This window comes from Hydrogenophaga sp. PML113, assembly GCF_001777155.1.
In the GTDB taxonomy this organism is placed as follows: domain Bacteria; phylum Pseudomonadota; class Gammaproteobacteria; order Burkholderiales; family Burkholderiaceae_C; genus Hydrogenophaga; species Hydrogenophaga borbori.
Map to the genome: position 1 here is coordinate 37,305 of NZ_MIYM01000009.1, position 25,455 is coordinate 62,759.

Here is a 25,455-nt window from a genome sequence, read left to right on the forward strand (position 1 = left end):
CTCAGGATTATCGGCTTGATTCTCAGACATACCTTCAGCCCACCGGACAACACCCGCATGGCCCACCTGTGCGGGCCGCTTGACGCCCACATCCGCGCCATCGAGTCCGCGCTGCAGGTCAAGGTGGCGCACCGCTTCGAGCAGTTCCGCGTCGAAGGCCCCAAGGCCAAGGCGCAGCGCGCCATGGAAGTGCTGCAGGCCCTGTACGAGATGGCACGCGGCCCGATCCCGGCCGAGCAGGTGCAGCTCATGCTCAACGGCAACACCGCGCTGGAAGACCCCGGCGAGGGCGCGCTGAGCCTGCAGACGCGCCGCGGCGAGGTGCGCGGGCGCACGCCCAACCAGGCGGGCTACCTGGAGAACATGGCCGCGCACGACATCACCTTCGGCATCGGCCCCGCGGGCACCGGCAAGACCTACCTGGCGGTGGCCTGCGCGGTGGACGCGCTGGAACGCAGCGCGGTGCAGCGCATCGTGCTCACCCGCCCGGCCGTGGAAGCGGGCGAGAAGCTGGGCTTCCTGCCCGGCGACCTGGGCCAGAAGGTGGACCCCTACCTGCGCCCGCTGTACGACGCCCTGTACGACCTGATGGGCTTCGACCGCGTGCAGAAAGCCTTCGAGCGCCAGCAGATCGAAATCGCGCCGCTGGCCTTCATGCGCGGGCGCACGCTCAACCACGCCTTCGTCATCCTGGACGAGGCGCAGAACACCACGCCCGAGCAGATGAAGATGTTCCTCACCCGCATCGGCTTCGGCAGCAAGGCCGTGGTCACCGGCGACGTGAGCCAGATCGACCTGCCGCGCACCCAGCTCAGCGGCCTGATCGACGCCGAGCGCGTGCTCAAGCGCGTGCCAGGCATCGGCTTCACGCGCCTGACCAGCGCCGACGTGGTGCGCCATCCCCTGGTGGCGCGCATCGTCGACGCTTACGAGGCCCGCAGCCCGTCGCGCGAAGAGGCCGAACCGGCCCGCCGGCGCCGCGCCGGCTGACCCGCGCCAACCCTCAGGGAGGACCCGCATGCCACCGACCAGACCGCTCACCCTCGCCGCCCCGCTCGCCGCCGCCCTGCTGGCCGGCGGCTGCGCGCTGCACCAGCACCCCTCGGCGCCCGCCACCCAGGGCAGCATCCAGGGCCCAGGCTACAGCAGCGAGACCGTGCGCTACCGCTGCGAGGGCGGCGCCGAGATCGAGGTGGCCTATCTGGAATTCGGCCATGGCGACAGCTTCGCGGCGCTGCACCACCAGGGCCGCACGGCGCTGCTCAAGAGCCGGCCCAGCGCTTCGGGTGTGCGCTACATCGCGCTGGACGAACAGCACAGCCTGCGCTGGAACACCAAGGGCGAGGAAGGTTTCCTGAGCTTCCTGGCGGCCGACCACACGGCGCAGGAGCGCACGCTGCTGGCCAACTGCCGCTCGCTCCCCTCCCTCAAGGCCGGCAAGGTGGCCAGCTGATGGCCCTGCCCGCGCTCACCCTGTCGCTGCAGTTCGCGCGCTTCGACGGCGTGGCCGAGCACCGCGCCGCGCTGCCGCGCGCCTTCGTGGCGCGCTGCCTGCGCCGCGCGCTCGATGGCGACGCCGAACTCACCGTGCGCATCGTCGACGCCGAGGAGGGCCAGGCCCTCAACCGCGACTACCGCGGCCGCGACTACGCCACCAACGTGCTCACCTTCGACTACGCCCAGGAGCCCCTGGTGATGGCCGACCTGGTGCTGTGCGCGCCGGTGGTGGCGGCCGAAGCGAAACAGATGAAGAAGCCCCTGGCCGAGCACTACGCGCACCTGCTGGTGCACGGCGCCCTGCACGCCCAGGGCTGGGACCACGAAACCAGCGAGGCCGACGCCGAGGCCATGGAGGCGCGCGAGACCGAGGTGCTGGCCGCGCTGGGCCAACCCGATCCCTACGCCCGATCGCGCCGCCCCCGCAAGCCCGGGTAAATCCCCAGCAAAACGCCGGGGCGAGGCGCCCGGCCGCCTCGCCCGCTCGCTAGCATGGGCTGGTCATCCACCCCAACCGAGGAGCGTCCATGGCAGGCTGGTACGAACTCACGAAGAACGGCAAAGGTCAGTATTCCTTCGTGCTCAAGGCGGGCAACGCGCAGGTGATCCTGCGCAGCGAACAGTACGAGGCCAAGCCCTCGGCCCAGGGCGGCATCGAGTCGGTGCAGAAGAACTCGCCGCTGAGCGAGCGCTACGAGCTCAAGACGGCCAGCGACGGCAGCCCCTACTTCAACCTGAAGGCCTCGAACGGCCAGGTCATCGGCACCAGCCAGATGTACTCCTCCGAGGCCGCGCGCCAGAACGGCATCGACTCGGTGAAGGCCAACGGCCCCAGCAAGGACGTGCGCGAGCCCTGATCCCGCGCGACGGGCGCGCGCGAACGGTGGCTCAGCCGCAGTCGCGCGCGCCGTTCCAGCGCTGCACCGGAAAGCGCAGGTCGCCGACGCCCAGGTCGCGCCCGGGCGGCACCAGCAGCTCCACCCGGCCCTCGCGCACGGCGTCGAACAGGGCCTGGTGGCCGGCCTGCGGCGCGCAGTTCGTGTCCAGGCCCTGGCCGGGCAGGTGGCCGCGCACGGCCCACCGCCCGTGCTCGTCGACCCGCCAGATGCGCGCGCCGCCCGCGTCACGCGCGCCCGGCGCCTGGCGCGCGAGCAGCGCATAGGCCCCATCGCCCAACACCTCGGGCGGCAGGCGCCAGATGAGGCAGGTCTGGGCCTCGCAGGCACCCGGCAAGCCGCCGTCGCGCGCCAGGGCCTCCAGCAGCGCCGGCGGCGCCGTGGCGCCCGGCGGGAACACCGGCAGGGCGCGCAGCCGCTCGGCCAGGCGCTCGCGCCGCGTCTTCGGGTCGCTCAGGGCGTCGCGCGCCAGCGCCTGGCGCGCGGCGGGCACGCCGCCGAACACCGGGTCGTCGGCGGCCAGGGCCTGCAGGGCGCGCCGGCCGAACACACCGCCCTCGCGCGCGAGGTAGCGGATCGGGTCCTGCTCGTCGCTGGTGCCCCGCGCCAGGCGCTGCAGCTGGTCGTTCACGCTCACGCGGCGCGGGTCGATGGCGCCGCCCAGCAGCGCCAGGATGCCCAGCACCACCACCGCCGCGGCCACGGCGTTGGTGGCGGGCACCAGGCAGCGCTCGGCACGGCCCAGCCACTCGGCCACGGCGTTGAGCGCGTAGCCCAGCGCGAAAACCGCCACCACGATCGCCACGAACAACCCCCAGAGCCGGTCCACCGTCCAGCCGTACTGGCCGATGCGCAGGCCCAGCGCGTACAGCGCCACCGCCACCATGGGCAGCAGCACCAACAGGCCGGTCGACAGGGCGCGGCGCAGCCAGCGCGGGTAGCGCGGCGCATCCAGCCCGCCGCGCGAGCTGGCGTTGACCAGCAGAACGCACAGCACCGCGAACCACAGCAGCAGGAAGGCCGCGCGCCGCGTCTGCAACAGGGGCTCGACGCCCTGCACCAGCCAGCTCGCCACGAAGGCCACGCCCAGCGCGCCCGCCAACGGGTAGATCCATCCGCACAGCTGCGTGAGCCGCTCGAACAGGAAGCGCGCCACGGTGCGCTGCGTGACCGCCAGCGACACGCCGTAGGAGAACACCAGCGCGGTGGCGGGAATCCAGAACGCGCCGCGTTCGATGAGTTCGCCCAGGAAGGGCAGGCGCACCAGCCGGAACAGCGCTGCCGCGCTGAACATCACCAGCCAGAACAGGCCGGTGACCAGCCCGCCCTGCGCCAGCAGCAGGGTGTTGTGCAGCAAGGCGTCGAACCAGGGCTCGTAGCGCACGCGGCCCTCGCGCGCCACGGCGGCGGCGGGCACCGCGACCATGAGCGCCAGACCCAGCACGAAGGTGGGGCGCAGGTAGTCTTCCTCGCGCAAAGGCCCCTGCTCGCGCGCGCGCTCGGCCAGCCCGCCCACGGTGAGCCCGTGGTAGGCGCCGATGGCCAGGGCCAGCGCGCCCACGCCGAGCGCGATCGCCACGCGGCGCTGCAGCGGGGCCGCGCTGGCGAGGTAGAAGCCCAGCGGCGCCAGCGCCATCAGCAGGAACAGCGGCATGAAGGCCGCGGCCTCGGTGGCTGGCCAGGCGCCGCGGCGCGCGGTCTCGTACAGGGTGTAGGCCAGTGCGGCCTGCAGGGCGCCCACCAGCAGGTGGGCGCGGGCCTCGGATTCGGGGGCGGCGGGGGTGTTCAAGCGGTTCTCCTGAAAGCGCCCGGGCACCGGCGCACGCTCAGGCCGTCAGGCGCATCGGGATCGTCACCGGACCATCGTTCACCAGGTGCACCTGCATGTCGGCGCCGAAGCGGCCGGTGGCCACCTGGGGATGCGCGGCGCGCGCGGCGGCCACGAAGGCATCGTAGAGCGATTCGCCGAGCGCGGGCGGCGCGGCGTTGGTGAAGCCCGGGCGGTTGCCGCCCGAGGTGTCGGCCGCCAGGGTGAACTGGCTGACGATGAGCAGGCCGCCGCCCACGTCCTGCAGGCTGAGGTTCATCTTGCCGGCGCCGTCGGCGAAGACGCGCAGCTTGAGGACCTTGCTGAGCAGCTTCAGGCCCACGGCCGGTGTGTCGGTGGGCTCGGCGCAGACCAGCGCCAGCAGGCCGGGGCCGATGGCGCCCACGGTCTCGCCGGCGATGTCGACACGGGCCTGGCTCACGCGTTGCAGCAGGGCGATCACTGGCGGGTCTCCTCGGATTCTTTGACAGCCAGCGCTTCCACGCCGGTGGGCAGCAGCTGGATGCTGGCGCGCAGGCCGGGCACGGCCTGCATCAGCGCCTGCTCCACCTCGCCGCGCAGCGCCGCCGCGCGGCCCAGCGGCCAGGCAGCGGGCAGGTGCATGTGCAGGTCGGCGAAGCGGCGCTGGCCGGCCTTGCGCGTGGTGACGTGGTCGAAGCGCACCAGCGGCTGCCCCTGGGCAAAGCCCGCCAGCACGCGCTCGATGCTGGACTGCAGCTCGGGGTCGAGCGCTTCGTCCATCAGGCCCTGCGCGGCGTCCTTGATGAGGTGCAGGCCCTCGCGCAGGATGTTGAGTGCCACCAGGATGGCCAGCACGGGGTCGAGCCAGAGCCAGCCGGTGATGGCCACCAGGCCGATGCCCAGCACCACGCCGACCGAGGTCCAGACGTCCGTGAACAGGTGGCGCGCGTCGCCTTCGAGCGCGACCGAGCGGTGCACGCGCGAGGCGCGCAGCATCACCCAGGCCAGCACCCCGTTGAACACCGAACTGATGACCGACAGCCACAGGCCCAGGCCCAGTTGCTCCAGCGGCTGGGGCTGCAGCAGGCGCCCCACCGCGGCCCAGACGATGCCGGCCGCGGCCGCGATGATGAGCACCCCCTCGAAGCCGGAAGAAAAGTACTCGGCCTTGTGGTGGCCGTAGGGGTGCTCGGCGTCGGCCGGGCGCGCGGCGATGGTGACCATGAGCAGGCCGAAGCTCGCGCCCGCCAGGTTGACCAGGGACTCGAGCGCGTCGGACAGCAGGCCGACCGAGCCGGTGAGCCACCAGGCGGCCGTCTTCAGTGCGATGGTGAGCAGGGCCACGGCGATCGAGGCCTGCAGCAGGCGGCGCGGCGTGAGTCGGTCGAGCAGCGGGGTGATCACGCGCGGCATTGTGGCCCAGGCCCGCTGAACCCTGGTTCGGCGGACGTTGCAGAATCGCCGCCATGCGAAGCGCGTGGATGTCCCGGCTGAATTGGATCGCGGCAGGCCTGGCCCTGTCGCTGCTGGGGGCGTGGTTCATCGCCCAGCGCGGCCTGGAGGCGCAGCGCGCGGCCTTCGAGACCGACGCGCGCATCGTGCACCGGCTGCTGAGCCAGCAGGTGGTGCAGCACGACGCGGTGCTCGCCACCCTGGCCCTGCTGGAGCCCGAACGGGCCGAGGCCCTGCCGCGCCTGAGCGCGATCTACCCCCGCCTGCTGAGCGTGATCGCGCGCGCGCCGGACGAGGCCTGGCTGCAGCCGGCGCTGGCGCACGCCGAGGCGGCCTCGCGCACCAGCGGCCGCGGGGCCATGGCCGACGGCGACCTGGGCGCGGGCCGCTACACGCTGGTGCTGGGCGCCGCGGGCGGCGGCGCCTATTCGCTGGTCATCGCGCTCGACGGCCTGGTACCCGAGGCCGACTGGCCCATGGACCGCGCGCGCAGCCCGGTGCGGGTGGCGCTGCGCTGGAACGGCCAGTCGCACACCCTGCAGGCCGGCCAGCCGCTCACCCAGGGCTGGCGCTTTGACTTCGACAAGGTGGTGGCGGCCGAGAGCCAACCCTTCCACGCCGTGGCCACGCGCTGGGTCGGCTGGGGCGAACTGCCCTGGCTCGGCATGGGCGCCTGGGCGCTCGCCGTGCTGGCGGGGCTGGCCGCCCTGGCGCACGCGCTGCGCCTGCGCGAGGCCCGCCAGCGCGCCGAGGCCCTGCTGCGCCTGGGCCAACTCGGCCGGCTCAACGCCATGGGCGAATTCGCGGCCGGCCTGGCGCACGAACTGAACCAGCCCCTGACCGCCGTGCTGGCCAGCACCCAGGCCGCGCAGCGCCTGCTGGCCGACGAGCCGCCCGCGCTGGACACCGCGCGCGAGGCCATGGGCCGCGCCGGCGCGCAGGCGCGCCGCGCGGCCGAGGTGCTGGCCCGGCTGCGGCGCGGCCTGGAGCCGCCGGCCGGCGCGGCCGAACAGCGCGCGCTGGACCTCGGCGCCTGCGTGCGCGAAGCCCTGCACCTGCTGCAGCCCGAGATCGACCGGCGCGGCGTGGCCGTGCGCTGGCTGGTCAGCGACCCGGCGGTGGTGCGGGCCGATCCGATCGCCATCGATCAGATCGTGCACAACCTGATCGCCAACGCCCTGCAGGCCATGGACCGCCAGGCCGGCGGCCCGCGCGAGTTGCGCCTGGCCGTGCGGCGCGAGGGCGGGCAGGCCGTGCTCGACGTGGCCGACACCGGCCCGGGCCTGCCGCCCGAGGTGCTGTCGCGCCTGTTCGAACCCTTCTTCAGCACCCGCGAGGGCGGCCTGGGCCTGGGCCTGACGCTGAGCGAATCGCTGGCGCAGGCGCAGGGCGGCCGCCTGGGCGCGGGCGCCGCGCCCGGCGGTGGCGCGCTGTTCTCGCTGCACCTGCCGCTCGACACCGGGACCCCGCCATGAACACCGCCAGCGACGCGCTCTCCCCCACCGTGCACCTGATCGACGACGACGACGCGGTGCGCGACAGCCTCGCGCTGCTGATCGGCACCGTGGGCCTGCGCGTGGTGGCCTGGGCCGATCCGCGCGCCTTCCTCGCCGGCTTCGAGCGCGACGGCATCGGCGCCATCGTGCTCGACGTGCGCATGCCCGGCATCAGCGGCCTGGGCGTGCTCGACACGCTGGTGGCGCAGGGCGTGGACCAGCCCGTGATCATGCTCACCGGCCACGGCACGGTGGACATGTGCCGGCGCGCCTTCAAGGCCGGCGCGGCCGAGTTCCTGGAAAAGCCGGTGGACGACGAGGCCCTGATCGAGGCCCTGCAGCAGGCCGTGCGCCAGCACGTTCAGCTGCGCCAGCGCGCGCAAACCGACCGCGCCGCGCGCGAGCGCTGGCAGCAGCTCTCGCCGCGCGAACGCGAGGTGCTCGCGCTCATCGTCGAGGGCCTGAGCAACAAGGCCATCGCGCGCGCGCTCGAGCTGTCGCCGCGCACGGTGGAAACGCACCGCGCCCACGTGTTCGAGAAGCTGGGCGTGGACTCGCTCGCCCAGCTGGTGCGGGGCTACGCGGCCCTGGTGAACGAGACGGGCACCGCGTAGTTCTACGCAGCCGCGCCCGTAGCCGCGCGAATGGTGCGCGCGGCGGGCGCTTCCTACAGTGCGGGCACGGTTGATCGAACCGCAACGCCGTCACGGAGACCCGCTTCATGAACACCCCCATCCGCACCGCCCTGGCCCTCGCCCTGATCGGCGCCAGCGCCCTCGCCCAAGCCCAGAGCGGCGCCGTCCTCAGCGAGCGCAACGTCTCGCTGGCGCTGGCCAACCAGATCGCCGCCGCCACCGTGGCCGCCTGCAGCGCCAGCGGCTATGCCGTCACCGCCACCGTGGTGGACCGCGCCGGCAATGTGCGCGCCATGCAGCGCGCCGACAACGCCGGCCCGCACACCCTGGAAGCCAGCCGCCTGAAGGCCTACACCTCGGCCTCCGCGCGCAACACCACGCTGGCCATGATGGAGGCCTCGCAGAAGAACCCGGCCGCGGCCAACCTGAAGGACATCCCCGGCTACCTGCTGCTCGGCGGCGGCGTGCCGGTGCGCGCGGGCAACGACGTGATCGGCGCCGTCGGTGTGGGCGGCGCGCCCGGCGGCCACCTGGACGAGCAGTGCGCCATGGCCGCGCTGGAGCAGGTGAAAGCGGCCCTGCAATGAAGCGGCGCGCGCTGCTGTCGCTGGCGCTGGCCACCGCGTTCGCGGGCGCCGCGCGGGCCCAGGTGCCGCCCTCGCCCGGCGAGGTCGCGGCCTACCAGGGCCTGCACGCCGCGGCGCAGCGCGGCGATGTGGCCGCCATCGCGCGGCTGCTGAAGTCGGGCGCGGCCATCGAGGCCACCGACGGCGCCGGCCGCACGCCACTGCACGTGGCCACCTTCGCGCGCCAGCGCGAGGCGGTGCGGGCGCTGCTGCAGGCCGGCGCCAACCATGCGGCCCTGGAACACGGGCGCTACGACGCCGTCACCATCGCCGCCGTGGCCGACGACGAAGATACCCTGCGCCTGCTGCTGGCCGGCGGCGCGAGCGCGAAGCTGGTGACCAGCCGCTACGACGGCACCGCGCTGATCGCGGCGGCCCACCTGGGCCATGAAGGCGTGGTGCGCCAGCTCATCGCCGCTGGTGCGCCGCTGGACCACGTGAACAACCTGCACTGGACGGCCGCCATCGAGTCCGTCGTGCTGGGCGACGGCGGCCCGCGCCACCAGGCCACGCTGCAGGCGCTGATCGACGCCGGCGCCAACCTGCAACTGACCGACCGCAGCGGCCACACGCCGCTGGCGCTGGCCCGCTCGCGCGGCCACGCGGCCATGGTGGCGATGCTGGAAAAGGCCGGGGCGCGCTGAGCGCGCCCCCAGGCTGCGCCGGCCGCCCCTTGCAGGGCGCGGCCCGGCGCCGGATCGGATCAGCCCAGCGTCACGCGCGCGAACTTGCGCTTGCCGACCTGCACCACGTAGGTCCCGGCGGCGAGCTTCAGGCCCTTGTCGCTCAGCACCGAGCCGTCCACGCGCACGCCACCACCGTCGATGAGGCGGTTGGCCTCGCTGCTCGACGGCGCCAGGCCGGCCGACTTGAGCAGGGCCGCGATGCCCAGCGGCGCGCCCGTCAGCGACACCTCGGGAATCTCGTCCGGCACGCCGCCCTTGGAGCGGTTGATGAAGTCCTGCTCGGCCGCCTCGGCCGCCGCCGCGCTGTGGAAACGCGCCGTGATCTCCTTGGCCAGCATCACCTTCGCGTCCTTGGGGTTGCGGCCGCCCGCCACCTCGCGCTTGAGCGCCTCGATCGCCTCCATCGACTGGAAGGACAGCAGGGTGTACCAGCGCCACATCAGCTCATCGGAGATGCTCAGCACCTTGGCGAACATGGTGTTGGCGTCCTCGGTGATGCCGATGTAGTTGTTCTTGCTCTTGGACATCTTGTCCACGCCGTCCAGCCCCTCCAGCAGCGGCATGGTCAGGATGCACTGCGGCTCCTGACCGTACTCGGCCTGCAGGTGGCGGCCCATGAGCAGGTTGAACTTCTGGTCGGTGCCACCGAGCTCGAGGTCGCTCTTGAGCGCCACCGAGTCGTAGCCCTGCATCAGCGGGTAGAGGAACTCGTGCACGCTGATCGGCGTGCCGGCGGTGAAGCGCTGGTGGAAGTCGTTGCGCTCCATCATGCGCGCCACGGTGTACTTGGCCGCGAGCTGGATCATGCCCATGGAGCCCAGCGGCAGGCTCCATTCGCTGTTGTAGCGGATCTCCGTCTTCGCCGGGTCCAGCACCAGGCTGGCCTGCTTGTAGTAGGTCTCGGCGTTGGCCTTGATCTGCTCGGGCGTGAGCGGCGGGCGCGTGCTGTTGCGCCCCGAGGGGTCGCCGATCAGGCTGGTGAAGTCGCCGATAAGAAAAATGACTGTATGCCCCAGGTCCTGGAGCTGGCGCATCTTGTTGAGCACCACGGTGTGGCCGATGTGGATGTCGGGCGCCGTCGGGTCCAAGCCGAGCTTGATGCGCAGCGGCGTGCCGGTGCGCTCGGAACGTGACAATTTTTGCGCCCAATCCGCCTCGGGGATCAATTCTTCGCAGCCCCGGCGGGTGACCGCCAGGGCGTGTCGTACGCCGTCCGTCAGGGCCTCGCCGCCGCTGGTGGGGCTGTCCGGCAAGGTGGGAATAGATAAGCCGTTATTCATACGTGTTTCTTCCGATAGGGACGGATCGCCAGCCCGCTACACTTGCCGGCTATCGTCGGATTTTAGTTGGCGTGCTTTTTGCACGAGCTCCCGCACCAACGTAAAGCCCGGCCTGTGGCGTGAACTTCTCGCGTCGCTGCCCGCTCACTCCCTGGATGCCGGTGTGAGGCCCTGCGCCCCCACCGGCCCTTTCATGGATGACCGACCTTGATACGCCAGACCCTGAACGCCGCGGCCCAATGGGGCCAACAGATCGCTGAATCGATTGCCCAGCACCCCCGTCGCGTCATGGGGGGCATCGGCGTCCTCCTCCTCGGCACCGGGGTCACCGCCTTCGGCATCGCGCCGCTGGCGCCCGACGCCGCCGACCTGCCGGTGCGCCAGGTGGTGGAAGCCCTGCCGGTGACCGCCACCCCCCTGTACACCGCCATTCCCGCCAGCGCCGACCTGCCCCCCGAGGCCCGTCCGGTGCTCGCCAGCCCCCAGCCCTGGACCCTGTACCGCAGCGACACCACGCGCAACGACGACACCCCCCAGTCGCTGCTGCTGCGCCTGGGCGTGAACGACGGCGAGGCCCAGGCCTTTCTGGCCCGCAACCCCCTGGCGCGCCAGCTGCTGGCCTCGCGCCAGAGCCGCCTGGTGCACGCCGAGGCCACCCCGCAGCAGGTGCTGCAGCGCCTCACCGCCCGTTGGCCCGATCCGAAGAACGATCGTGGCTTTCTGCGCCTGGTGGTCGAGCGGGGCAGCGACGGCCTGAGCGCCCGACTCGAACCCGGCACCCTGGAGGCCGCGTCGCGCCTGGCCAGTGGCGAAATCCGCAGCTCCCTGTTCGCCTCCACCGACGCCGCGGGCATCCCCGACGCGGTGGCCGTGCAGCTCGCCGAGATGTTCGCCAGCGACATCGATTTCCGCCGCGACCTGCGCAAGGGCGACCGCTTCCAGGTCGTCTATGAAACCCTGAGCGCCGAAGGCGAGCCGATGAAGACCGGCCGCATCCTGTCGGCGGTGTTCGTCAACGACGGCCGCCCGCACGAGGCGGTGTGGTTCGAGGCGCCCGGCGTCAAAGGCGGCTACTACGGCTTCAACGGCGACAGCAAGCGCCGCTACTTCCTGTCCTCGCCACTGGAGTTCTCGCGCGTCAGCAGCGGCTATGGCATGCGCTTCCACCCGGTGCTCGGCCGCCAGCGCGCCCACCTGGGCGTGGACTACGCCGCCCCCACCGGCACGCCGGTGCGCACGGTGGCCGACGGCGTGATCGAGTTCGCCGGGGTGCAGCGCGGCTATGGCAACGTCATCTACGTGCGCCACCGCAACAACCAGGTGACGGTCTTCGCGCACCTGAGCCGCATCGGCGTGCGCACCGGCCAGCGCGTGAGCCAGGGCGAGTTCATCGGCAACGTCGGCACCACCGGCATGTCCACAGGCCCGCACCTGCACTTCGAGTTCCGCGACAACGGCGAGCACCGCGACCCGCTGGTGATCGCCCGCCAGAGCGAGGCCATCAAGCTGCCCGAGAACCTGCGCGGCGCCTTCAACCAGGTCGCCCAGGCCCAGCGGCAGGAACTCGCCGCCGCCGGCCGCCTGCAGCAGGCCCTGGCCAGCACCGACGAAGGCCGCTGAGCCCGGAGGGACCCGCAAGGTCCCGCCCAGAAAAAAAGGGAGCCGATGGCTCCCTTTTTTCATGGCCGGCGAACCGGCTCGCTTCAGACGCTGAAGCTCGAACCGCAGCCGCAGGTGGTGCTGGCGTTGGGGTTCTTGATCACGAACTGGGCGCCTTGCAGGTCTTCCTTGTAGTCGATCTCGGCGCCCACCAGGTACTGGTAGCTCATGGCGTCGATCAGCAGGGTCACGCCGTTCTTGCTCATGGAGGTGTCGTCTTCGTTGACGACCTCGTCGAAGGTGAAGCCGTACTGGAAGCCCGAGCAGCCGCCGCCTTGCACGAAGACGCGCAGCTTCAGGTCGGGATTGCCCTCTTCGGCCACCAGTTCGGCCACCTTGGCGGCGGCGCTGTCGGTGAAGACCAGCGGCGCGGGCATGTCGGTCTGGATGTTCTCGGCCACGGCACTCATGGGGATTCCTCTCGTAGGGAGCAGGCCTGGAAAGGCCAGCGATACCGCGAATGGTACGGTACGCCGCTCGGGTATGCCCATTCAGCGGTGGTTTGCCGCCAGTTTCAGTGTGGGCTTTTCCTCGGCGCCGTCGCTGGCCATGGGGCGCAGCTGGCCTTCGATGGTGGCGCCCTGGTGCATCTCGATCGCTCGGTAGGACACATCGCCCTCGATGCGCGCCTTGGGCTGCAGCTCCAGCAGCTGGCGGGCCAGCACCGGGCCTTTGACATGGCCATTGATGATGACGTGGTCGGCCTCGATCGAGCCTTGCACCGAGGCCACCTCGCTCACGATCAGCAGGCTGGCGCCGTCCGCCGCCGCCCGCACATTGCCCACGACCTCGCCGTCGATGCGAAGCCCTTCGGCGAACAGCAGGTCGCCCTGGATGCGGGTGCCCTGAGCGATCAGGCTCTTGATCGGGGGCTGCTTGGGTTTGGCGAACATGCGTGATCTCCTGTCGACAACCCTCGATCAGGGATCGAAGGTCTGAACCGACCGCACCGCGCTGCCCTGGAGGAGCTTGGCGGTCACGGTTTTTACAACGGCCTGCGCGGGCAGATCAACAACGCCTTCCTGCCGCAGATAGCCTTTGACGAGCACCGGTTGCGGTGCGGGGGCGTGCTTCGCGGACCAGGGCTTGCCGGCCAGCGTGCCGGTGAAGACGATCTCGAGCGCACCCTTGAAGTCTGGCGCGTTGCGCGCGGCCTGGATCATCAGAACCTGCCAACGCCACTGTGTGGCCGACAGGCGTTCGGCCTGCAGGCCACGGATGGCGAGCGCGTCACCACCCGCCGGGATGAGGCGCTCGAAGAACCCGAGGTCGTTGCGCAGGCTCTGGTTGTCCGCCTCCAGCTGGCGGATCTGTACGCGCAGCTGGTCTTGCAGGGCGCGCTCGATGGTCAGGCGGCTCTCGGCGGTGTGGTCCACCGCGCTGCGCGAAGCCAGTTCCTCGCGCAGGCCCACCACCTCGGTGCGCAGGCGCTCCAGCTCATCGCGCGCGTTGCGGTCCAGGCCGGCGATGTCCTTGCCGAATTCGAAGGCCCACAGCGCCAGCGCCGCGCACAGGCCCAGCATGACGGCGGCCCCGAGCCAGCGCAGCGGCCAGGGCAAGGCGCTGCGGATCGACATGCGCGGGGCGCCTGCCGACCAGCGTCTACGTCCGAAGCGCAATCGCATGCAAACCTCTCAACTGCAAGCAAAAGAAAGCGGGCCCCAGAAAGCAGAAACCGCCCCAAGCGGACTTGCAGGCGGTTTCTGGGGGCGTTTCGCGAAGGCGATCAGCGCTTGCTGAACTGCTTGCGGCGCCGCGCGGAGCGCAGGCCGACCTTCTTGCGTTCCACCTCGCGGGCGTCGCGGGTCACGAAGCCGGCTTGCGACAGCGCGGGCTTGAGGCTCGCGTCGTAGTCGATCAGTGCGCGGGTGATGCCGTGGCGCACCGCGCCGGCCTGGCCCGACTCACCGCCACCGTGCACGTTGACCTGGATGTCGAAGGTCTCGACGTTGTCGGTCAGCACGAGCGGCTGCTTGGCGATCATGATCGAGGTCTCGCGGCCGAAGAACTGCTGGATCTCCTTGCCGTTGACCGTGATCTTGCCGCTGCCCTTCTTGAGGAACACGCGGGCGACGCTGGATTTGCGACGGCCGGTGCCATTGTTCCATTCACCAATCATTCAGGGCTCCTTAGATGTCCAGCGTTTGCGGCTGCTGAGCGGTGTGCGGGTGCTCCGCGCCGCCGTAGACCTTGAGCTTCTTGATCATGGCGTAGCCCAGAGGACCCTTGGGCAGCATGCCCTTGACGGCCTTCTCGAGCGCGCGGCCGGGGTGCTTGGCCTGCATGTCGCGGAAGTTGGTCGCGTAGATACCGCCCGGGAAGCCCGAGTGGCGGTAGTACATCTTGTCGGTGGACTTGGTGCCGGTCACGCGCAGCTTGGCTGCGTTGATGATGACGATGTAGTCACCCGTGTCGACGTGAGGCGTGTAGATGGCCTTGTGCTTGCCGCGCAGTCGGAGAGCCACTTCACTGGCAACTCGTCCGAGGACCTTGTCGGTCGCGTCAATCACAAACCACTCGTGCTTCACGTCAGCGGGCTTGGCGCTGAACGTTTTGGTCATGTTGAACCTGATAGCGAGGGTTTGGCGGCCCTTTTCCACGGTCGGCGGTTCTCTGGTGGAACCCTCTTAGGTGGAGGTTTGAACTTCGCCGCGGGGCCACAGGAAAACGCTGCGAAGCCCGCCATTGTACGAAATCGGCGCCGGGGCGGCAAATCCGGCGCTACCATCGCCGGCCCATGTTCTCCTACCGCCACGCCTTCCACGCCGGCAACCACGCCGATGTGCTCAAGCACATGGTGCTGATCGCCACCCTGCGCCACCTGCAGCTCAAGGAGCCGGCCATCACCCTGGTCGACACCCACGCAGGCGCGGGCCTGTACCGGCTGGACGGCGATTTCGCCGACAAGGGGGGCGAGGCCGAGCACGGCGTGGTGCGGCTCTTCGCCGCCTGCCGGCCGGCCACGGGCTCGCCGACCGCGCAGGCGACACCGCCGATCGACGACTACCTCGACCTCGTGGCCGGCTTCAACCCCTCGGGCGCGCTGCGCGTCTACCCGGGCTCGCCCTTCGTGGTGCAGCGGCTCATGCGCCACGAGGCGCGCGACCGGCTCAAGCTGTTCGAGCTGCACCCGACCGACGGCAAAACGCTGTCGGCCAACATCGCCCAGCTCGATGCCGGCCGCGCGGTGGTGGTCAAGCGCGAGGACGGCTTCGAGGGCCTCAAGCCCCTGCTGCCCCCGCCCGCCGACGCCAAGGGCTCGCGCCGGGCGATGGTGTTGATCGACCCAAGCTACGAGATCAAGAGCGATTACGCCAAAGTGAGCGCCTGCATACAAGATTCACTGAAGCGCTTCGCCACCGGCACCTACCTGGTCTGGTACCCGGTGATCCCGCGCGCCGAGGCCCATGACCTGCCGCGCAAGCTGCGCGGCCACGCCCAGCGCGCCGGTCGCCCCTGGCTGCACGCCACGCTGGCCGTGGGCCACCCGCCCCTGGGCCCGGACGAGCGCCCGGGCCTGACGGCCAGCGGCGTGTTCGTGATCAACCCGCCGCACACCCTGCACGCCGGGCTGGCCGAGGCCCTGCCGCTGCTGGTGGGCGCGCTGGGCCGTGGGCGCGGCCAAGGCCACACGCTGGAACACTCGGGCTGAACCGCGCGGCCCGGCGCGGACGGGCCCCGGCCCCCATCCATCGCGGCAAAAAAAAATTAACCGACCGGCCGGTCGGCTAACTTGGTACACTGCGCGGCCAGAGCCCCACCCGCCGAGGAGACCGCGCATGTACACGCAATCCTTCAACGTGCCCGACGGCACCGCCCCCGGCCCCCAGGCCGTGCCAGCCGCCGCCGACCCCGCCCTGCAGGCCCACTTCGATGCCGTGATCGACGCCGACGGCAAGATCGAGCCGCGCGACTGGATGCCCGAGGCCTACCGCAAGACCCTGGTGCGCCAGATCAGTCAGCACGCGCACAGCGAGATCGTGGGCATGCTGCCCGAGGGCAACTGGATCAGCCGCGCGCCCAGCCTCAAGCGCAAGGCCATCCTGCTGGCCAAGGTTCAGGACGAGGGCGGCCACGGCCTGTACCTCTACAGCGCCGCCGAGACCCTGGGCACCAGCCGTGACCAAATGGTCGACGCGCTGCACAGCGGCCGCGCCAAGTACAGCTCCATCTTCAACTACCCCACCCTCACCTGGGCCGACGTGGGCGTGATCGGCTGGCTGGTGGACGGCGCGGCGATCATGAACCAGATCCCCCTGTGCCGCTGCAGCTACGGCCCCTACGCGCGCGCCATGATCCGCGTCTGCAAGGAAGAGAGCTTCCACCAGCGCCAGGGCTACGAGTCGCTGCTGACCATGATGCAGGGCACGGACGAGCAGAAGGCCATGGTGCAGGACGCGGTGAACCGCTGGTGGTGGAAGTGCCTGGCCATGTTCGGCCCGCCCGACGACAACAGCCCCAACAGCGTGCAGGGCATGCGCTGGGGCATCAAGCGCATCAGCAACGACGCGCTGCGCCAGAAGTTCGTCGACGCCACCGTGCCGCAGGCCGAGGTGCTGGGCGTCACCCTGCCCGACCCCGAACTGAAGTGGAACGCCGAGCGCGGCCAGCACGACTTCGGCGCCATCGACTGGGACGAGTTCTGGCAGGTGGTGAACGGCAACGGCCCCTGCAACAAGGAGCGCCTGGCCACCCGCGTGAAGGCCTGGGAAGACGGCTCCTGGGTGCGCGAGGCCGCCCTGGCCCACGCGCGCAAGCAAGCACAACGCACCATGAAGGAGGCCGCATGAGCACCCCGGCATTGAAGGAATGGCCGCTGTGGGAGGTCTTCGTCCGCAGCAAGCAGGGCCTGGAGCACAAGCACTGCGGCAGCCTGCACGCCAGCGACGCGCGCCACGCCCTGCAGATGGCGCGCGACGTGTACACGCGCCGCCAGGAAGGCGTGAGCATCTGGGTCGTGCCCTCGGCCAGCATCACCGCGAGCGAACCGGATTCGAAGGACGCCTTCTTCGATCCCGCCGCCGACAAGGTCTACCGCCACCCGACCTTCTACGAGATCCCGGACAAAGTGGGGCACATGTGATGAGCTCGGCGCCTGTTGACTATGTGCTGCACCTGGCCGACAACGCCCTCGTGCTCGGCCAGCGCAACGCCGAGTGGTGCGGCCACGGGCCCATCCTGGAAGAGGACCTGGCCCTGGCCAACCACGCGCTCGACCACCTGGGCCAGGCGCGCCTGCTCTACCAGCACGCGGCCGCGCTCATCAACGCCGACCCCGCGCAGGCCAAGCGCTTCGCCCACCTGCAAGGCGCGCGCGCCGATGGCGCCCTGACCGAAGACAGCCTGGCCTACTTCCGCGCCACGCACGAGTTCCGCAACTTCACCCTGCTGGAGCTGCCGCACCACGGCCCGCTCGCCGGCCCCGCGCGCGCCGACCGCGACTTCGCCACCACCACCGTGCGCAACGTGCTCTACGCTGCGCTCATGAACCTGTGGTGGGAGCGCCTGCAGGCCAGCGCCGATCCGCAGCTCGCCGCCATCGCGGCCAAGTCGCTCAAGGAGGTGCGCTACCACCTGAGCCACGCCGGCGACTGGCTGGTGCGCCTGGGCGACGGTACCGATCAGAGCCGCGCGCGCGCGCAGGCCGCGCTGGACCACCTCATGCCGCACACCCAAGAGTTCTGGACCGGCGACGAGGCCGAGTCCGCCGCCGTGGCCAGCGGCACCGGCGTGGCCCTCGCCGAACTCAAGCCCGCCTGGGATGCGCTGGTGGACGAGGTGCTGGCCGAGGCCACGCTGCGGCGCCCCGCCGACGGCGGCTACGTGACGCAGGGCAAGCGCGGCCTGCACTCCGAACACATGGGCTTCCTGCTCGCCGAGATGCAGAGCCTGGCGCGCGAGCACCCCCAAGCCGTGTGGTGAGGCCATGGACGCGGCGCTGCGCGACCCCCCTTCGCTGGACGCCGTGCGCGCGGCCATCGCGCACCTGAGCGACCCCGAGATCCCCGTGGTGAGCCTGGCCGAGCTGGGCATCCTGCGCGAGGTGCGCCTGGGCGGGGACGGCGTGGCCGAGGTCGTCATCACGCCCACCTACAGCGGCTGCCCCGCCATGGGGCAGATCGAGGACGACATCCGCGCCGCGCTGCGCGACAGCGGCATCGCCGCGCGCGTGGTGACGCAGCTCTCGCCCGCCTGGACCACCGACTGGATGGCGCCCGCCGCGCGCGAGAAGCTGCGCGCCTACGGCATCGCGCCACCCAATGGCCGCGCGGCGCAGGCCGGCGCCCAGGTGGTGGGCTTCGCGCGCCGCGCCGCCAGCCAGCCCGTGCCCTGCCCGCGCTGCGGCTCCACCCACACCACACAAACCTCGCCCTTCGGCTCGACCGCGTGCAAGGCGCTTTACCGCTGCCTGGACTGCCTCGAACCCTTCGACCTCTTCAAGCCCTACTGACCATGAGCACCAGCCCCCGCGGATTCGTCGAGCTGCCCATCGCACGCGTGAGCCCCGAGGCCGCGGGCTCGGTGGCCGTCACCCTGACCGTGCCCGCCGAGCGGCGCGGCGCCTTCGCCTTCGAGCCCGGCCAGTTCCTCACGGTGCGGGCGCTCATCGACGGCCAGGACGTGCGGCGCAGCTACTCCATCAGCAGCCCACGCAGCCTGTACACCCGCAAGGGCGAGCTCACGCTGGGCATCCGCCCGGTGGAGGGCGGCGTGTTCAGCCACTGGGCCGCCATGCAGCTCAAGGCCGGCGACACGCTGCAGGCCATGCCGCCCGACGGCCGCTTCACCGTGCACCGCCCGCGCGCCCTGCACCGCGTGGGCTTCGCGGCGGGCTCGGGCATCACGCCCATCCTGTCCATCATGACGAGCACGCTGGAGGAATCGCCCACCGCCAAGTTCACGCTGGTCTATGGCAACCGGCGCATGGCCAGCGTGATGTTCAACGAGGCCCTGCAAGACCTGAAGGACCGCTACCGCGACCGGCTCACGCTGATCCACATCCTCTCGCGCCAGGCGCAGGAGGTGCCGCTGCTCGAAGGCCGCATCGACGGCGATAAGGTGCGCGCCCTCATCGCCGCCCTGCTGCCCGTGCCCAGCATGGACGAGGTTTTCGTCTGCGGCCCCGAAGCCATGATCGAGGCTACCGAGCAGGCCCTGCTGGGCGCCGGCGTGAAGCCCGAGCGCATCCACACCGAGCGCTTCACCTCGCCCACGCTGGAGGCCCTGCCGCGCGGCGAGCGCGAGCGCGTGCAGCTGGGCCGCGCGCCCCAGGCCGAGGGCGAGGTGGCCCTGACCGTGGTGCTCGACGGCAAACCGCACGAACTGCGCATGGGCCGCGACCAGCGCGTGCTCGACGTGGCGCTGGAGGCCGGTCTGGACCTGCCCTGGTCGTGCCGCGGCGGCGTGTGCTGCACCTGCCGCGCCAAGGTCATGGAAGGCCAGGTGGAGATGGAAAAGAACTTCACGCTGGAGCCCTGGGAAACCGAACAGGGCTTCGTGCTGAGCTGCCAGGCCCGCCCCACCACCGACCGGGTCGTCGTCAGCTACGACGAGCGCTGAGCGGCCACCGCCGGCCCGCTCAATCGGTGTAGAGCACCACGGGCGCCACGCCCGCGCGGATGAGGCCGATGCGCTCGGCCGCGGCGCGGCTGAGGTCGATCACGCGCCCCGGCGCGAACGGCCCGCGGTCGTTGATGCGCACCACCACCGCCTGCCCCGTGGCCAGGTTCTCCACGCGCACGCGCGTGCCGAACGGCAGGGTCTTGTGCGCGGCGGTGAGTTCGTTCATGTCGAAGACCTCGCCGTTCGCGGTGCGACGGCCATGGTGCGGCTCGCCGTACCACGAGGCGTTGCCGCGCCCGATCTCGCGCGCCTCGTGCGCGGCCGGACCGCCACCCGACGGCGCGTCCGCGCCCCAGTCCTCGCCCGGCGGCCCGCCGCGGCTCGCGCAGCCCACGAGGGCGACGGCGAGCACGGCCAGGGCGGCAAGGCGGGTGGGCGTCATGCGGGTCAAGCGGTGATCAGCGGGTGTCGAGGCGGCGCAGGATCTCCAACGTCGCCGCGCTCTGGTTCATCGTATAGAAGTGCAGGCCCGGCACCCCGCCGCGAAGCAATTGCTCACACAACGACGTGACCACGTCGAGGCCGAAGGACTTGATCGAGGCCGTGTCGTCGCCATAGGCCTGCAGCCGCAGTCGGATCCAGCGCGGGATCTCGGCCCCGCAGGCGTCCGAGAAGCGCATCAGCTGCGTGGAACTGGTGATGGGCATGATGCCGGGCACCACCGGGATGTCGGCGCCCAGGGCGCGCGCCTCCTCGACGAAACGGAAGTACGCATCGGCGCTGTAAAAGTACTGCGTGATCGCCGAATGCGCGCCGGCGCGGACCTTGGTCGCGTAGGCCTTGAGGTCGGCCTCGGGCGAGCGGGCCTGCGGGTGCACCTCGGGATAGGCCGCCACCTCCAGGTGGAAGTCCTCGCCGGTTTCGGCGCGGATGAAGGCCACGAGGTCGCTCGCGTAGTGGAACTCGCCACCCAGTCCATAGCCGCTGGGCAGGTCGCCGCGCAGCGCCACCAGGCGCTTGACGCCCATGGCCTTGAGCTGCGCCAGCTGCTCGCGCACGCCGGCGCGCGTGGCGCCGATGCACGAGAAGTGCGAGGCCGCGTCCACGCCCTCGGCGAGGATCTCGCGCACGGTGCCGAAGGTGCCCTCCTGCGTGGAGCCGCCAGCGCCGTAGGTGACGGAGCAGAACAGCGGCGCGCGCGCGTAGAGCTGCTGGCGCACGGCGCGCAGCTTCTGCGCGCCCTCGGGCGTCTTGGGCGGGAAGAATTCGAAGCTGATGGGCAGGTTCATGCCGGTTTCCGAATGAAGACGAAGAATTCGCGGTTGCCATCGCCACCGGCGATGGGGCTGTCGAAATAGTCGAGCGGCTCAAGGCCCAGGCCTTGCAGCGCGGTCGTGATGCGCTCGCGCACCCGCGCGTACGACGCGGCGTCCTTCACCAGGCCGCCCTTGCCGATGTCTTCGGGCTGCAGCTCGAACTGCGGCTTGACGAGCATCAGGCCCTGGCCGCCGGGCTTGAGCAGCGGCGCCAGCGCGGGCCACACCAGCGTCTGCGAGATGAAGGACAGGTCGCCGACGATCAGGTCGAAGGGCGGCTCGGCCCCGGCCTCGCGCAGGCGCTGGGCCGTCAATTCGCGCGCGTTGCAGTGCTCGATGGCGATCACCCGCGCATCCCCGCGCAGACGGGTGTTGAGCTGGCCGCTGCCCACGTCCACACCCACCACCTGGGCCGCGCCGCGCTGCAGCAGGCAGTCGGTGAAGCCGCCGGTGCTCTGGCCCACGTCGAGCGCGCGCAGGCCACACGGCTCGACGCCGGTGTGCGCCAGCGCACCCTCCAGCTTCAGTCCGCCGCGCGAGACATAACGCGCCTCGGCCGCGTCCAGCAGTTCGACCTGGGCGTCCGCGGGCAACTCGTCGCCGTTCTTGGCCACGGGCCGCCAGCCGCCGCCGGCGCGCCAGCGCACGCCAGCCGCGATCAGCCGCTGCGCCTGCGAGCGCGACGCCGCCAGACCACGCTCGACGAGAAGTTGATCAGCACGCACGGTGGAGCGCCAAGACCCGAACCGAGGATGCCGCGGAACCGGCTTGGCCGGGCCGCAGGCATCGCCCCCGGAAGGGGGTCGCGCGAAGCGCGGCGGGGGTGATCAATACCGGTACGTGTCCGGCTTGTACGGGCCTTGCTTGGGCACGCCGATGTAGGCGGCCTGCTCGTCGCTCAGCTCGGTCAACTGGGCGCCGACCTTCTTCAGGTGCAGACGCGCCACCTTCTCGTCCAGGTGCTTGGGCAGCACGTAGACCTTGCCCACGTCGTAGCCCTCGGGGTGCGTGAACAGCTCGATCTGTGCGATGGTCTGGTTCGCGAAGCTGGAAGACATCACGAAGCTGGGGTGGCCGGTGCCGCAGCCCAGGTTCACCAGCCGGCCCTTGGCGAGCAGGATGATCTTCTTGCCGTCCGGGAAGATCACGTGATCCACCTGGGGCTTGATCTCTTCCCACTGGCACTTCTCTTCCAGCTTGGCGACCTGGATCTCGTTGTCGAAGTGACCGATGTTGCAGACGATGGCCTGGTCCTTCATGGCGGCCATGTGCTCGAAGGTGATGACGTCGCGGTTGCCGGTGGTGGTGACGAAGATGTCGGCCTTGTCGGCGGCGTATTCCATGGTCACCACGCGGTAGCCTTCCATCGCGGCCTGCAGGGCGTTGATGGGGTCGATCTCGGTCACCCACACCTGGGCGCTCAGCGCGCGCAGCGCCTGGGCCGAGCCCTTGCCCACGTCGCCGTAGCCGGCCACCACGGCCACCTTGCCGGCGATCATCACGTCGGTGGCGCGCTTGATGCCGTCCACCAGCGATTCGCGGCAGCCGTAGAGGTTGTCGAATTTGCTCTTGGTGACCGAGTCGTTGACGTTGATGGCGCGGAACATCAGCGAGCCCTTGGCCGACATTTCCTTCAGGCGGTGCACGCCGGTGGTGGTCTCCTCGGTCACGCCGATGATCTGCGCGCTCTTGCGGCTGTACCAGGTGGCGTCCTCGGCCAGCTTGGCCTTGATGGCCGCGAACAGGATGCGCTCTTCCTCGCTGCCGGGCTTGGCCAGCACCGAGCGGTCTTTCTCGGCCTGCTTGCCCAGGTGCATGAGCAGCGTGGCATCGCCGCCGTCGTCCAGGATCATGTTGGGGCCTTCGCCTTCCGTGCCCTTGGCGCCGAAGTCGAAGATGCGGTGCGTGTAGTCCCAGTAGTCGACCAGGGTCTCGCCCTTGACGGCGAAGACCGGCGTGCCGGCGGCGGCGATGGCGGCGGCCGCGTGATCCTGGGTGGAGAAGATGTTGCACGAGGCCCAGCGCACCTGCGCGCCCAGGGCTTGCAGCGTCTCGATGAGCACCGCGGTCTGGATGGTCATGTGCAGCGAGCCGGTGATGCGCGCGCCTTTGAGCGGCTGCTTGGCCGCGTACTCCTCGCGGATGGCCATGAGGCCGGGCATCTCGGTCTCGGCGATCTTGATCTCTTTGCGGCCCCAGTCGGCCAGGCCGATGTCGGCGATCACGCAGTCGGCGGCGGGGTTGATTCGTGCATTCATGTGGCGCTCCAAAACGTTGAAAGCCACCGCACAGGAAGGGAGATGAAGGAACCCATCGCACGTGCAGTGGATGAGCGTGGTTGCCGGTTGAAGGGTCCGAGCCTCACGCCCGCGGCCCGCTCGGTGCGGGTGGGGCGCTGCAACGCTCCTCGGATGGGGCGCGATTCTACCCGGCCTCTTTTCTGGCGTGGGGATATCCCCTCCCAGTGGCACCACGCTGGTGCGGCCCCTGTGAGAAACTGCCGCCCCTCCATGCAACCCACCCCGCTGGCCGATTGGCCCCCGCACGAGCGCGCGCGCATCCATGGCGTGCTCACCGACATCGACGACACCCTCACGGCCGAGGGCGCGCTGGCGCCCGAGGCGGGGGCGGCGCTGCACCGCCTGCGCGCGGCCGGCCTGCCGGTGTTCGCCGTCACCGGCCGCCCGGCCGGCTGGAGCGAACCCTTCGCGCTGAGCTGGCCGATCGACGCCATCGTGGCCGAGAACGGCGCCGTGGCGCTGTGGAACGACGGCGGGCGCCTGCACAAGGCCTATGCGCAGGACGCGGCCACCCGCGCCGCGAACCTCACCCGCCTGCGGGCCGCCGCCGCGCGCGTGCTGCGCGAGCTGCCTCAGGCGACCCTGGCCACCGACAGCGCGGGCCGCGAAACCGACATCGCCATCGACCACAGCGAGCACGCGCACCTGGGCGAAGCCGATATTGCGCGCGCGCTCGCCATCCTGCGGGACGAAGGCCTCACCGCCACCGTGAGTTCCATCCATGTCAATGGCTGGATCGGCGCGCACGACAAGCTCAGCGGCGCGCGCTGGATCCTGCGCGAGCGCCTGGGGCGCGACCTCGACGCCGAGATCGATCACTGGGTCTACGTGGGTGACTCCACCAACGACGCCGCCATGTTCGCGCGCTTCCCGCACAGCGTGGGCGTGGCCAACATCGCGCGCTTCTGGGCGCAGCTCGCGCACCACCCGCGCTACGTGGCGCCGCGCGAGCGCGGCCAGGGCTTCGCCGACGTGGCCGAGGCCGTGCTCGCGGCCAGAGGCCAGTCATGAGCGAACTCCCGCTGCCCGCCGGCGGCCGAGCGCCCGCCGCGCCGCCGGCCCACGCCCGCCTGGGCCTGGTCGCCATCTTTGGCGCCACCTTCTTCGAGCTCGTGGGCTACTTCATGCTCACGCCCCTGCTGCTGCTGCGCCTGAAGGACGGCGGCGAGTCCACCGCCCTGGCCGGCGTGTTCGCGGCCAGCGGCTGGTTCGGCATCTTCCTCATGGTGCCCTTCGCCTCGTCCGTCACGCGCGCGCTGGGCAGGCGGCCCACGCTGTGGCTGTCGGCGCTCATTCCCACGCTGGCCACCATGGGCTTCGCGCTCTCGTCCTGGCTGCCGCTGTGGTTCGGGCTCAAGCTCATCGCCGGCATGGCCTCGGGCCTGCGCTGGGTACTGGCCGAGGCCATCGTGGCGGAGTTCGCGCCGCCCGGCCAGCGTGGCCGCTACGTGGGCATCTTCGAAACCCTGGTCGGCGTCACCTTCGTGCTCGGCCCGCTGATGCTGGCCTGGGTGGGGCCGCAGAGCGACACCGCGATCTGGCTGGCCTTCGGCTGCATGGCCATCGGCCTGGCCTGGAGCCTGCTGATCCCGCGCGTGCCGCCCGCGGCCGACGCGCACGAGGCCCGCGTGGGCCTGGGCGGCGTGTGGCACGCGCTGACCGCGCACCCGCTGATCATGACGGTGGGCTTCGTCGGCGGCTTTTTCGAAAGCGGGCTCACGTCCATCCTGCCGCTGTATGGCCTGGCCCTGGGCCTGGGCGCGGTGGTCTCGGCCCTGCTGGTCTCGGCCAGCGGGCTGGGCAGCGCGCTCATGATGCTGCCCGCCGGCGTGCTGTCCGACCGCCTGGCGCACCACCCGCGCCAGCGCTGGGGCGACGAGCGCGCCGCGCGGCTCCTGCTCATGCGCGGCTGCGCCTGGATCACACTGCTCGGCACGCTGCTGATCCCCTTCGTCGCGAACACGCCCTGGCTGGCCGCGCCCGTGGCCTTCGTGTGGGGCGGCGCGGGCGGCTGCCTCTACACGCTGGCGATGATCGACATCGGCTCGCGCGAACAGGGCATCACCCTGGTGAACAGCACGGCCGTGCTGGTGATGAGCTACACCCTGGGCGGCGTGCTCGCGCCCGCGCTGGGCGCGGCGGCGCTGCAGTGGTCGCCCACGCTGGGCTTCCCGGCGCTGCTGGTGGGCGTGGCGCTGCTGGGGGTGTTCCTGCTGCGGCGCCAGCCGGCCTGAGCTCGCGCTTCGATCGCACGAAGCGG

Annotated in this window: 30 protein-coding genes and 1 riboswitch; of the genes, 17 read left to right on the forward strand and 13 right to left on the reverse strand. The window is 71.1% G+C overall.

From position 1 onward, the window contains the following. Positions 1-15: 15 nt before the first annotated feature. From BHU06_RS16810 to BHU06_RS16825, 4 genes are all read left to right on the forward strand, one after another. Complete coding sequence (locus BHU06_RS16810) at positions 16-990, forward strand: PhoH family protein (RefSeq protein WP_070400368.1); 975 nt, start codon at positions 16-18, stop codon at positions 988-990. Between the two features lie 28 nt (positions 991-1,018). Then, on the forward strand, positions 1,019-1,453 hold the full coding sequence (locus tag BHU06_RS16815; RefSeq protein WP_070400369.1) for an MliC family protein: 435 nt from the start codon (positions 1,019-1,021) through the stop codon (positions 1,451-1,453). Next, a complete protein-coding gene (gene ybeY / locus BHU06_RS16820) occupies positions 1,453-1,935 on the forward strand; it encodes an rRNA maturation RNase YbeY (RefSeq protein WP_070400370.1) in 483 nt (160 codons plus the stop codon). The genes BHU06_RS16815 and ybeY overlap by 1 nt, the downstream gene beginning before the upstream one ends. A gap of 89 nt (positions 1,936-2,024) precedes the next feature. Then, a complete protein-coding gene (locus BHU06_RS16825) occupies positions 2,025-2,354 on the forward strand; it encodes a YegP family protein (protein WP_070400371.1) in 330 nt (109 codons plus the stop codon). Between the two features lie 31 nt (positions 2,355-2,385). Here the strand turns inward: BHU06_RS16825 and BHU06_RS16830 are convergent, their stop codons facing one another. Genes BHU06_RS16830 through BHU06_RS16840 form a run of 3 tightly spaced genes read right to left on the reverse strand, consistent with a single transcriptional unit; the run spans position 2,386 to position 5,595 of the window. Continuing rightward, positions 2,386-4,182 carry a DUF4153 domain-containing protein gene (locus BHU06_RS16830; RefSeq protein ID WP_070400372.1) on the reverse strand — a complete coding sequence of 599 codons (1,797 nt, stop codon included), beginning with the start codon at positions 4,180-4,182 and terminating at the stop codon, positions 2,386-2,388. A gap of 37 nt (positions 4,183-4,219) precedes the next feature. Continuing rightward, positions 4,220-4,663, reverse strand: coding sequence for a D-aminoacyl-tRNA deacylase (gene dtd, locus BHU06_RS16835; protein ID WP_070400373.1), 444 nt, complete (start codon positions 4,661-4,663; stop codon positions 4,220-4,222). Then, on the reverse strand, positions 4,660-5,595 hold the full coding sequence (locus BHU06_RS16840) for a cation diffusion facilitator family transporter (RefSeq protein WP_070400374.1): 936 nt from the start codon (positions 5,593-5,595) through the stop codon (positions 4,660-4,662). Before BHU06_RS16840 ends, dtd begins: the two co-directional genes overlap by 4 nt. 68 nt (positions 5,596-5,663) lie before the next feature. Here BHU06_RS16840 and BHU06_RS16845 point away from each other — a divergent pair, with 68 nt between their 5' ends. From BHU06_RS16845 to BHU06_RS16860, 4 genes are all read left to right on the forward strand, one after another. After that, complete coding sequence (locus BHU06_RS16845) at positions 5,664-7,109, forward strand: ATP-binding protein (protein ID WP_254668194.1); 1,446 nt, start codon at positions 5,664-5,666, stop codon at positions 7,107-7,109. Further along, positions 7,106-7,744 (forward strand): response regulator transcription factor, encoded by a 639-nt coding sequence (locus tag BHU06_RS16850; RefSeq protein WP_070400376.1) that lies wholly within the window; start codon positions 7,106-7,108, stop codon positions 7,742-7,744. The genes BHU06_RS16845 and BHU06_RS16850 overlap by 4 nt, the downstream gene beginning before the upstream one ends. 107 nt (positions 7,745-7,851) lie before the next feature. Continuing rightward, entirely contained in the window at positions 7,852-8,352 is a 501-nt protein-coding gene (locus BHU06_RS16855) for a heme-binding protein (RefSeq protein WP_070400377.1), read from the forward strand. After that, entirely contained in the window at positions 8,349-9,035 is a 687-nt protein-coding gene (locus BHU06_RS16860; RefSeq protein WP_070400378.1) for an ankyrin repeat domain-containing protein, read from the forward strand. The genes BHU06_RS16855 and BHU06_RS16860 overlap by 4 nt, the downstream gene beginning before the upstream one ends. Positions 9,036-9,094: 59 nt before the next feature. Here BHU06_RS16860 and tyrS read toward each other — a convergent pair whose 3' ends face one another. After that, the gene (gene tyrS / locus BHU06_RS16865; RefSeq protein ID WP_070400379.1) at positions 9,095-10,357 is read right to left on the reverse strand and encodes a tyrosine--tRNA ligase; all 1,263 of its coding nucleotides are present in this window, start codon (positions 10,355-10,357) and stop codon (positions 9,095-9,097) included. 207 nt (positions 10,358-10,564) lie between these two features. Here tyrS and BHU06_RS16870 point away from each other — a divergent pair, with 207 nt between their 5' ends. After that, positions 10,565-11,977: a M23 family metallopeptidase gene (locus BHU06_RS16870; RefSeq protein WP_070400380.1), complete on the forward strand. Its 1,413-nt coding sequence runs from the start codon at positions 10,565-10,567 to the stop codon at positions 11,975-11,977. Positions 11,978-12,060: 83 nt separating this feature from the next. Here the strand turns inward: BHU06_RS16870 and erpA are convergent, their stop codons facing one another. The 5 genes from erpA to rplM form a co-directional block, all read right to left on the reverse strand. Continuing rightward, a complete protein-coding gene (gene erpA, locus BHU06_RS16875; RefSeq protein WP_070400381.1) occupies positions 12,061-12,426 on the reverse strand; it encodes an iron-sulfur cluster insertion protein ErpA in 366 nt (121 codons plus the stop codon). A gap of 81 nt (positions 12,427-12,507) precedes the next feature. Further along, the gene (locus BHU06_RS16880) at positions 12,508-12,909 is read right to left on the reverse strand and encodes a polymer-forming cytoskeletal protein (RefSeq protein WP_070400382.1); all 402 of its coding nucleotides are present in this window, start codon (positions 12,907-12,909) and stop codon (positions 12,508-12,510) included. A gap of 27 nt (positions 12,910-12,936) precedes the next feature. Then, entirely contained in the window at positions 12,937-13,641 is a 705-nt protein-coding gene (locus BHU06_RS16885; RefSeq protein WP_070400383.1) for a DUF6776 family protein, read from the reverse strand. A gap of 101 nt (positions 13,642-13,742) precedes the next feature. Next, entirely contained in the window at positions 13,743-14,135 is a 393-nt protein-coding gene (gene rpsI, locus BHU06_RS16890) for a 30S ribosomal protein S9 (protein WP_070400384.1), read from the reverse strand. A gap of 10 nt (positions 14,136-14,145) precedes the next feature. Further along, on the reverse strand, positions 14,146-14,577 hold the full coding sequence (gene rplM / locus BHU06_RS16895) for a 50S ribosomal protein L13 (RefSeq protein WP_070400385.1): 432 nt from the start codon (positions 14,575-14,577) through the stop codon (positions 14,146-14,148). A gap of 176 nt (positions 14,578-14,753) precedes the next feature. Between rplM and BHU06_RS16900 the strand changes: the two genes are divergently transcribed. The 6 genes from BHU06_RS16900 to BHU06_RS16925 all read left to right on the forward strand — a co-directional run bounded on the left by BHU06_RS16900 (position 14,754) and on the right by BHU06_RS16925 (position 19,576). Beyond that, a complete protein-coding gene (locus tag BHU06_RS16900; RefSeq protein WP_070400386.1) occupies positions 14,754-15,668 on the forward strand; it encodes a 23S rRNA (adenine(2030)-N(6))-methyltransferase RlmJ in 915 nt (304 codons plus the stop codon). A gap of 127 nt (positions 15,669-15,795) precedes the next feature. Beyond that, positions 15,796-16,806 carry a 1,2-phenylacetyl-CoA epoxidase subunit PaaA gene (gene paaA, locus BHU06_RS16905; RefSeq protein ID WP_070400387.1) on the forward strand — a complete coding sequence of 337 codons (1,011 nt, stop codon included), beginning with the start codon at positions 15,796-15,798 and terminating at the stop codon, positions 16,804-16,806. Further along, the gene (gene paaB, locus BHU06_RS16910; RefSeq protein ID WP_070400388.1) at positions 16,803-17,099 is read left to right on the forward strand and encodes a 1,2-phenylacetyl-CoA epoxidase subunit PaaB; all 297 of its coding nucleotides are present in this window, start codon (positions 16,803-16,805) and stop codon (positions 17,097-17,099) included. Before paaA ends, paaB begins: the two co-directional genes overlap by 4 nt. Further along, the gene (gene paaC / locus BHU06_RS16915) at positions 17,099-17,938 is read left to right on the forward strand and encodes a 1,2-phenylacetyl-CoA epoxidase subunit PaaC (RefSeq protein ID WP_070400389.1); all 840 of its coding nucleotides are present in this window, start codon (positions 17,099-17,101) and stop codon (positions 17,936-17,938) included. The genes paaB and paaC overlap by 1 nt, the downstream gene beginning before the upstream one ends. 4 nt (positions 17,939-17,942) lie before the next feature. Beyond that, complete coding sequence (gene paaD, locus BHU06_RS16920; RefSeq protein WP_070400390.1) at positions 17,943-18,467, forward strand: 1,2-phenylacetyl-CoA epoxidase subunit PaaD; 525 nt, start codon at positions 17,943-17,945, stop codon at positions 18,465-18,467. Positions 18,468-18,469: 2 nt separating this feature from the next. Further along, positions 18,470-19,576, forward strand: a complete 1,107-nt coding sequence (locus BHU06_RS16925; protein WP_070400391.1) for a 2Fe-2S iron-sulfur cluster-binding protein — start codon at positions 18,470-18,472, stop codon at positions 19,574-19,576. Positions 19,577-19,595: 19 nt separating this feature from the next. On the opposite strand, the gene BHU06_RS16930 is transcribed toward BHU06_RS16925, so the two are convergent. The 4 genes from BHU06_RS16930 to ahcY all read right to left on the reverse strand — a co-directional run bounded on the left by BHU06_RS16930 (position 19,596) and on the right by ahcY (position 23,153). Further along, positions 19,596-19,973, reverse strand: a complete 378-nt coding sequence (locus BHU06_RS16930) for a septal ring lytic transglycosylase RlpA family protein (RefSeq protein ID WP_239478314.1) — start codon at positions 19,971-19,973, stop codon at positions 19,596-19,598. Positions 19,974-20,037: 64 nt separating this feature from the next. After that, complete coding sequence (metF, locus tag BHU06_RS16935) at positions 20,038-20,868, reverse strand: methylenetetrahydrofolate reductase [NAD(P)H] (protein WP_070400392.1); 831 nt, start codon at positions 20,866-20,868, stop codon at positions 20,038-20,040. Next, positions 20,865-21,620: a TlyA family RNA methyltransferase gene (locus tag BHU06_RS16940; RefSeq protein ID WP_070400393.1), complete on the reverse strand. Its 756-nt coding sequence runs from the start codon at positions 21,618-21,620 to the stop codon at positions 20,865-20,867. The genes metF and BHU06_RS16940 overlap by 4 nt, the downstream gene beginning before the upstream one ends. 102 nt (positions 21,621-21,722) lie before the next feature. Continuing rightward, positions 21,723-23,153, reverse strand: coding sequence for an adenosylhomocysteinase (gene ahcY, locus BHU06_RS16945; RefSeq protein WP_070400394.1), 1,431 nt, complete (start codon positions 23,151-23,153; stop codon positions 21,723-21,725). A 65-nt stretch (positions 23,154-23,218) separates the two neighbouring features. Next, positions 23,219-23,310, reverse strand: a riboswitch (S-adenosyl-L-homocysteine riboswitch). 95 nt (positions 23,311-23,405) lie between these two features. On the opposite strand from ahcY, the gene BHU06_RS16950 reads away from it, so the two are divergent. Both BHU06_RS16950 and BHU06_RS16955 read left to right on the forward strand, forming a co-directional pair. Further along, on the forward strand, positions 23,406-24,206 hold the full coding sequence (locus BHU06_RS16950; RefSeq protein WP_070400395.1) for an HAD-IIB family hydrolase: 801 nt from the start codon (positions 23,406-23,408) through the stop codon (positions 24,204-24,206). Next, entirely contained in the window at positions 24,203-25,429 is a 1,227-nt protein-coding gene (locus BHU06_RS16955) for an MFS transporter (RefSeq protein WP_070400396.1), read from the forward strand. Before BHU06_RS16950 ends, BHU06_RS16955 begins: the two co-directional genes overlap by 4 nt. Positions 25,430-25,455 lie beyond the last annotated feature (26 nt).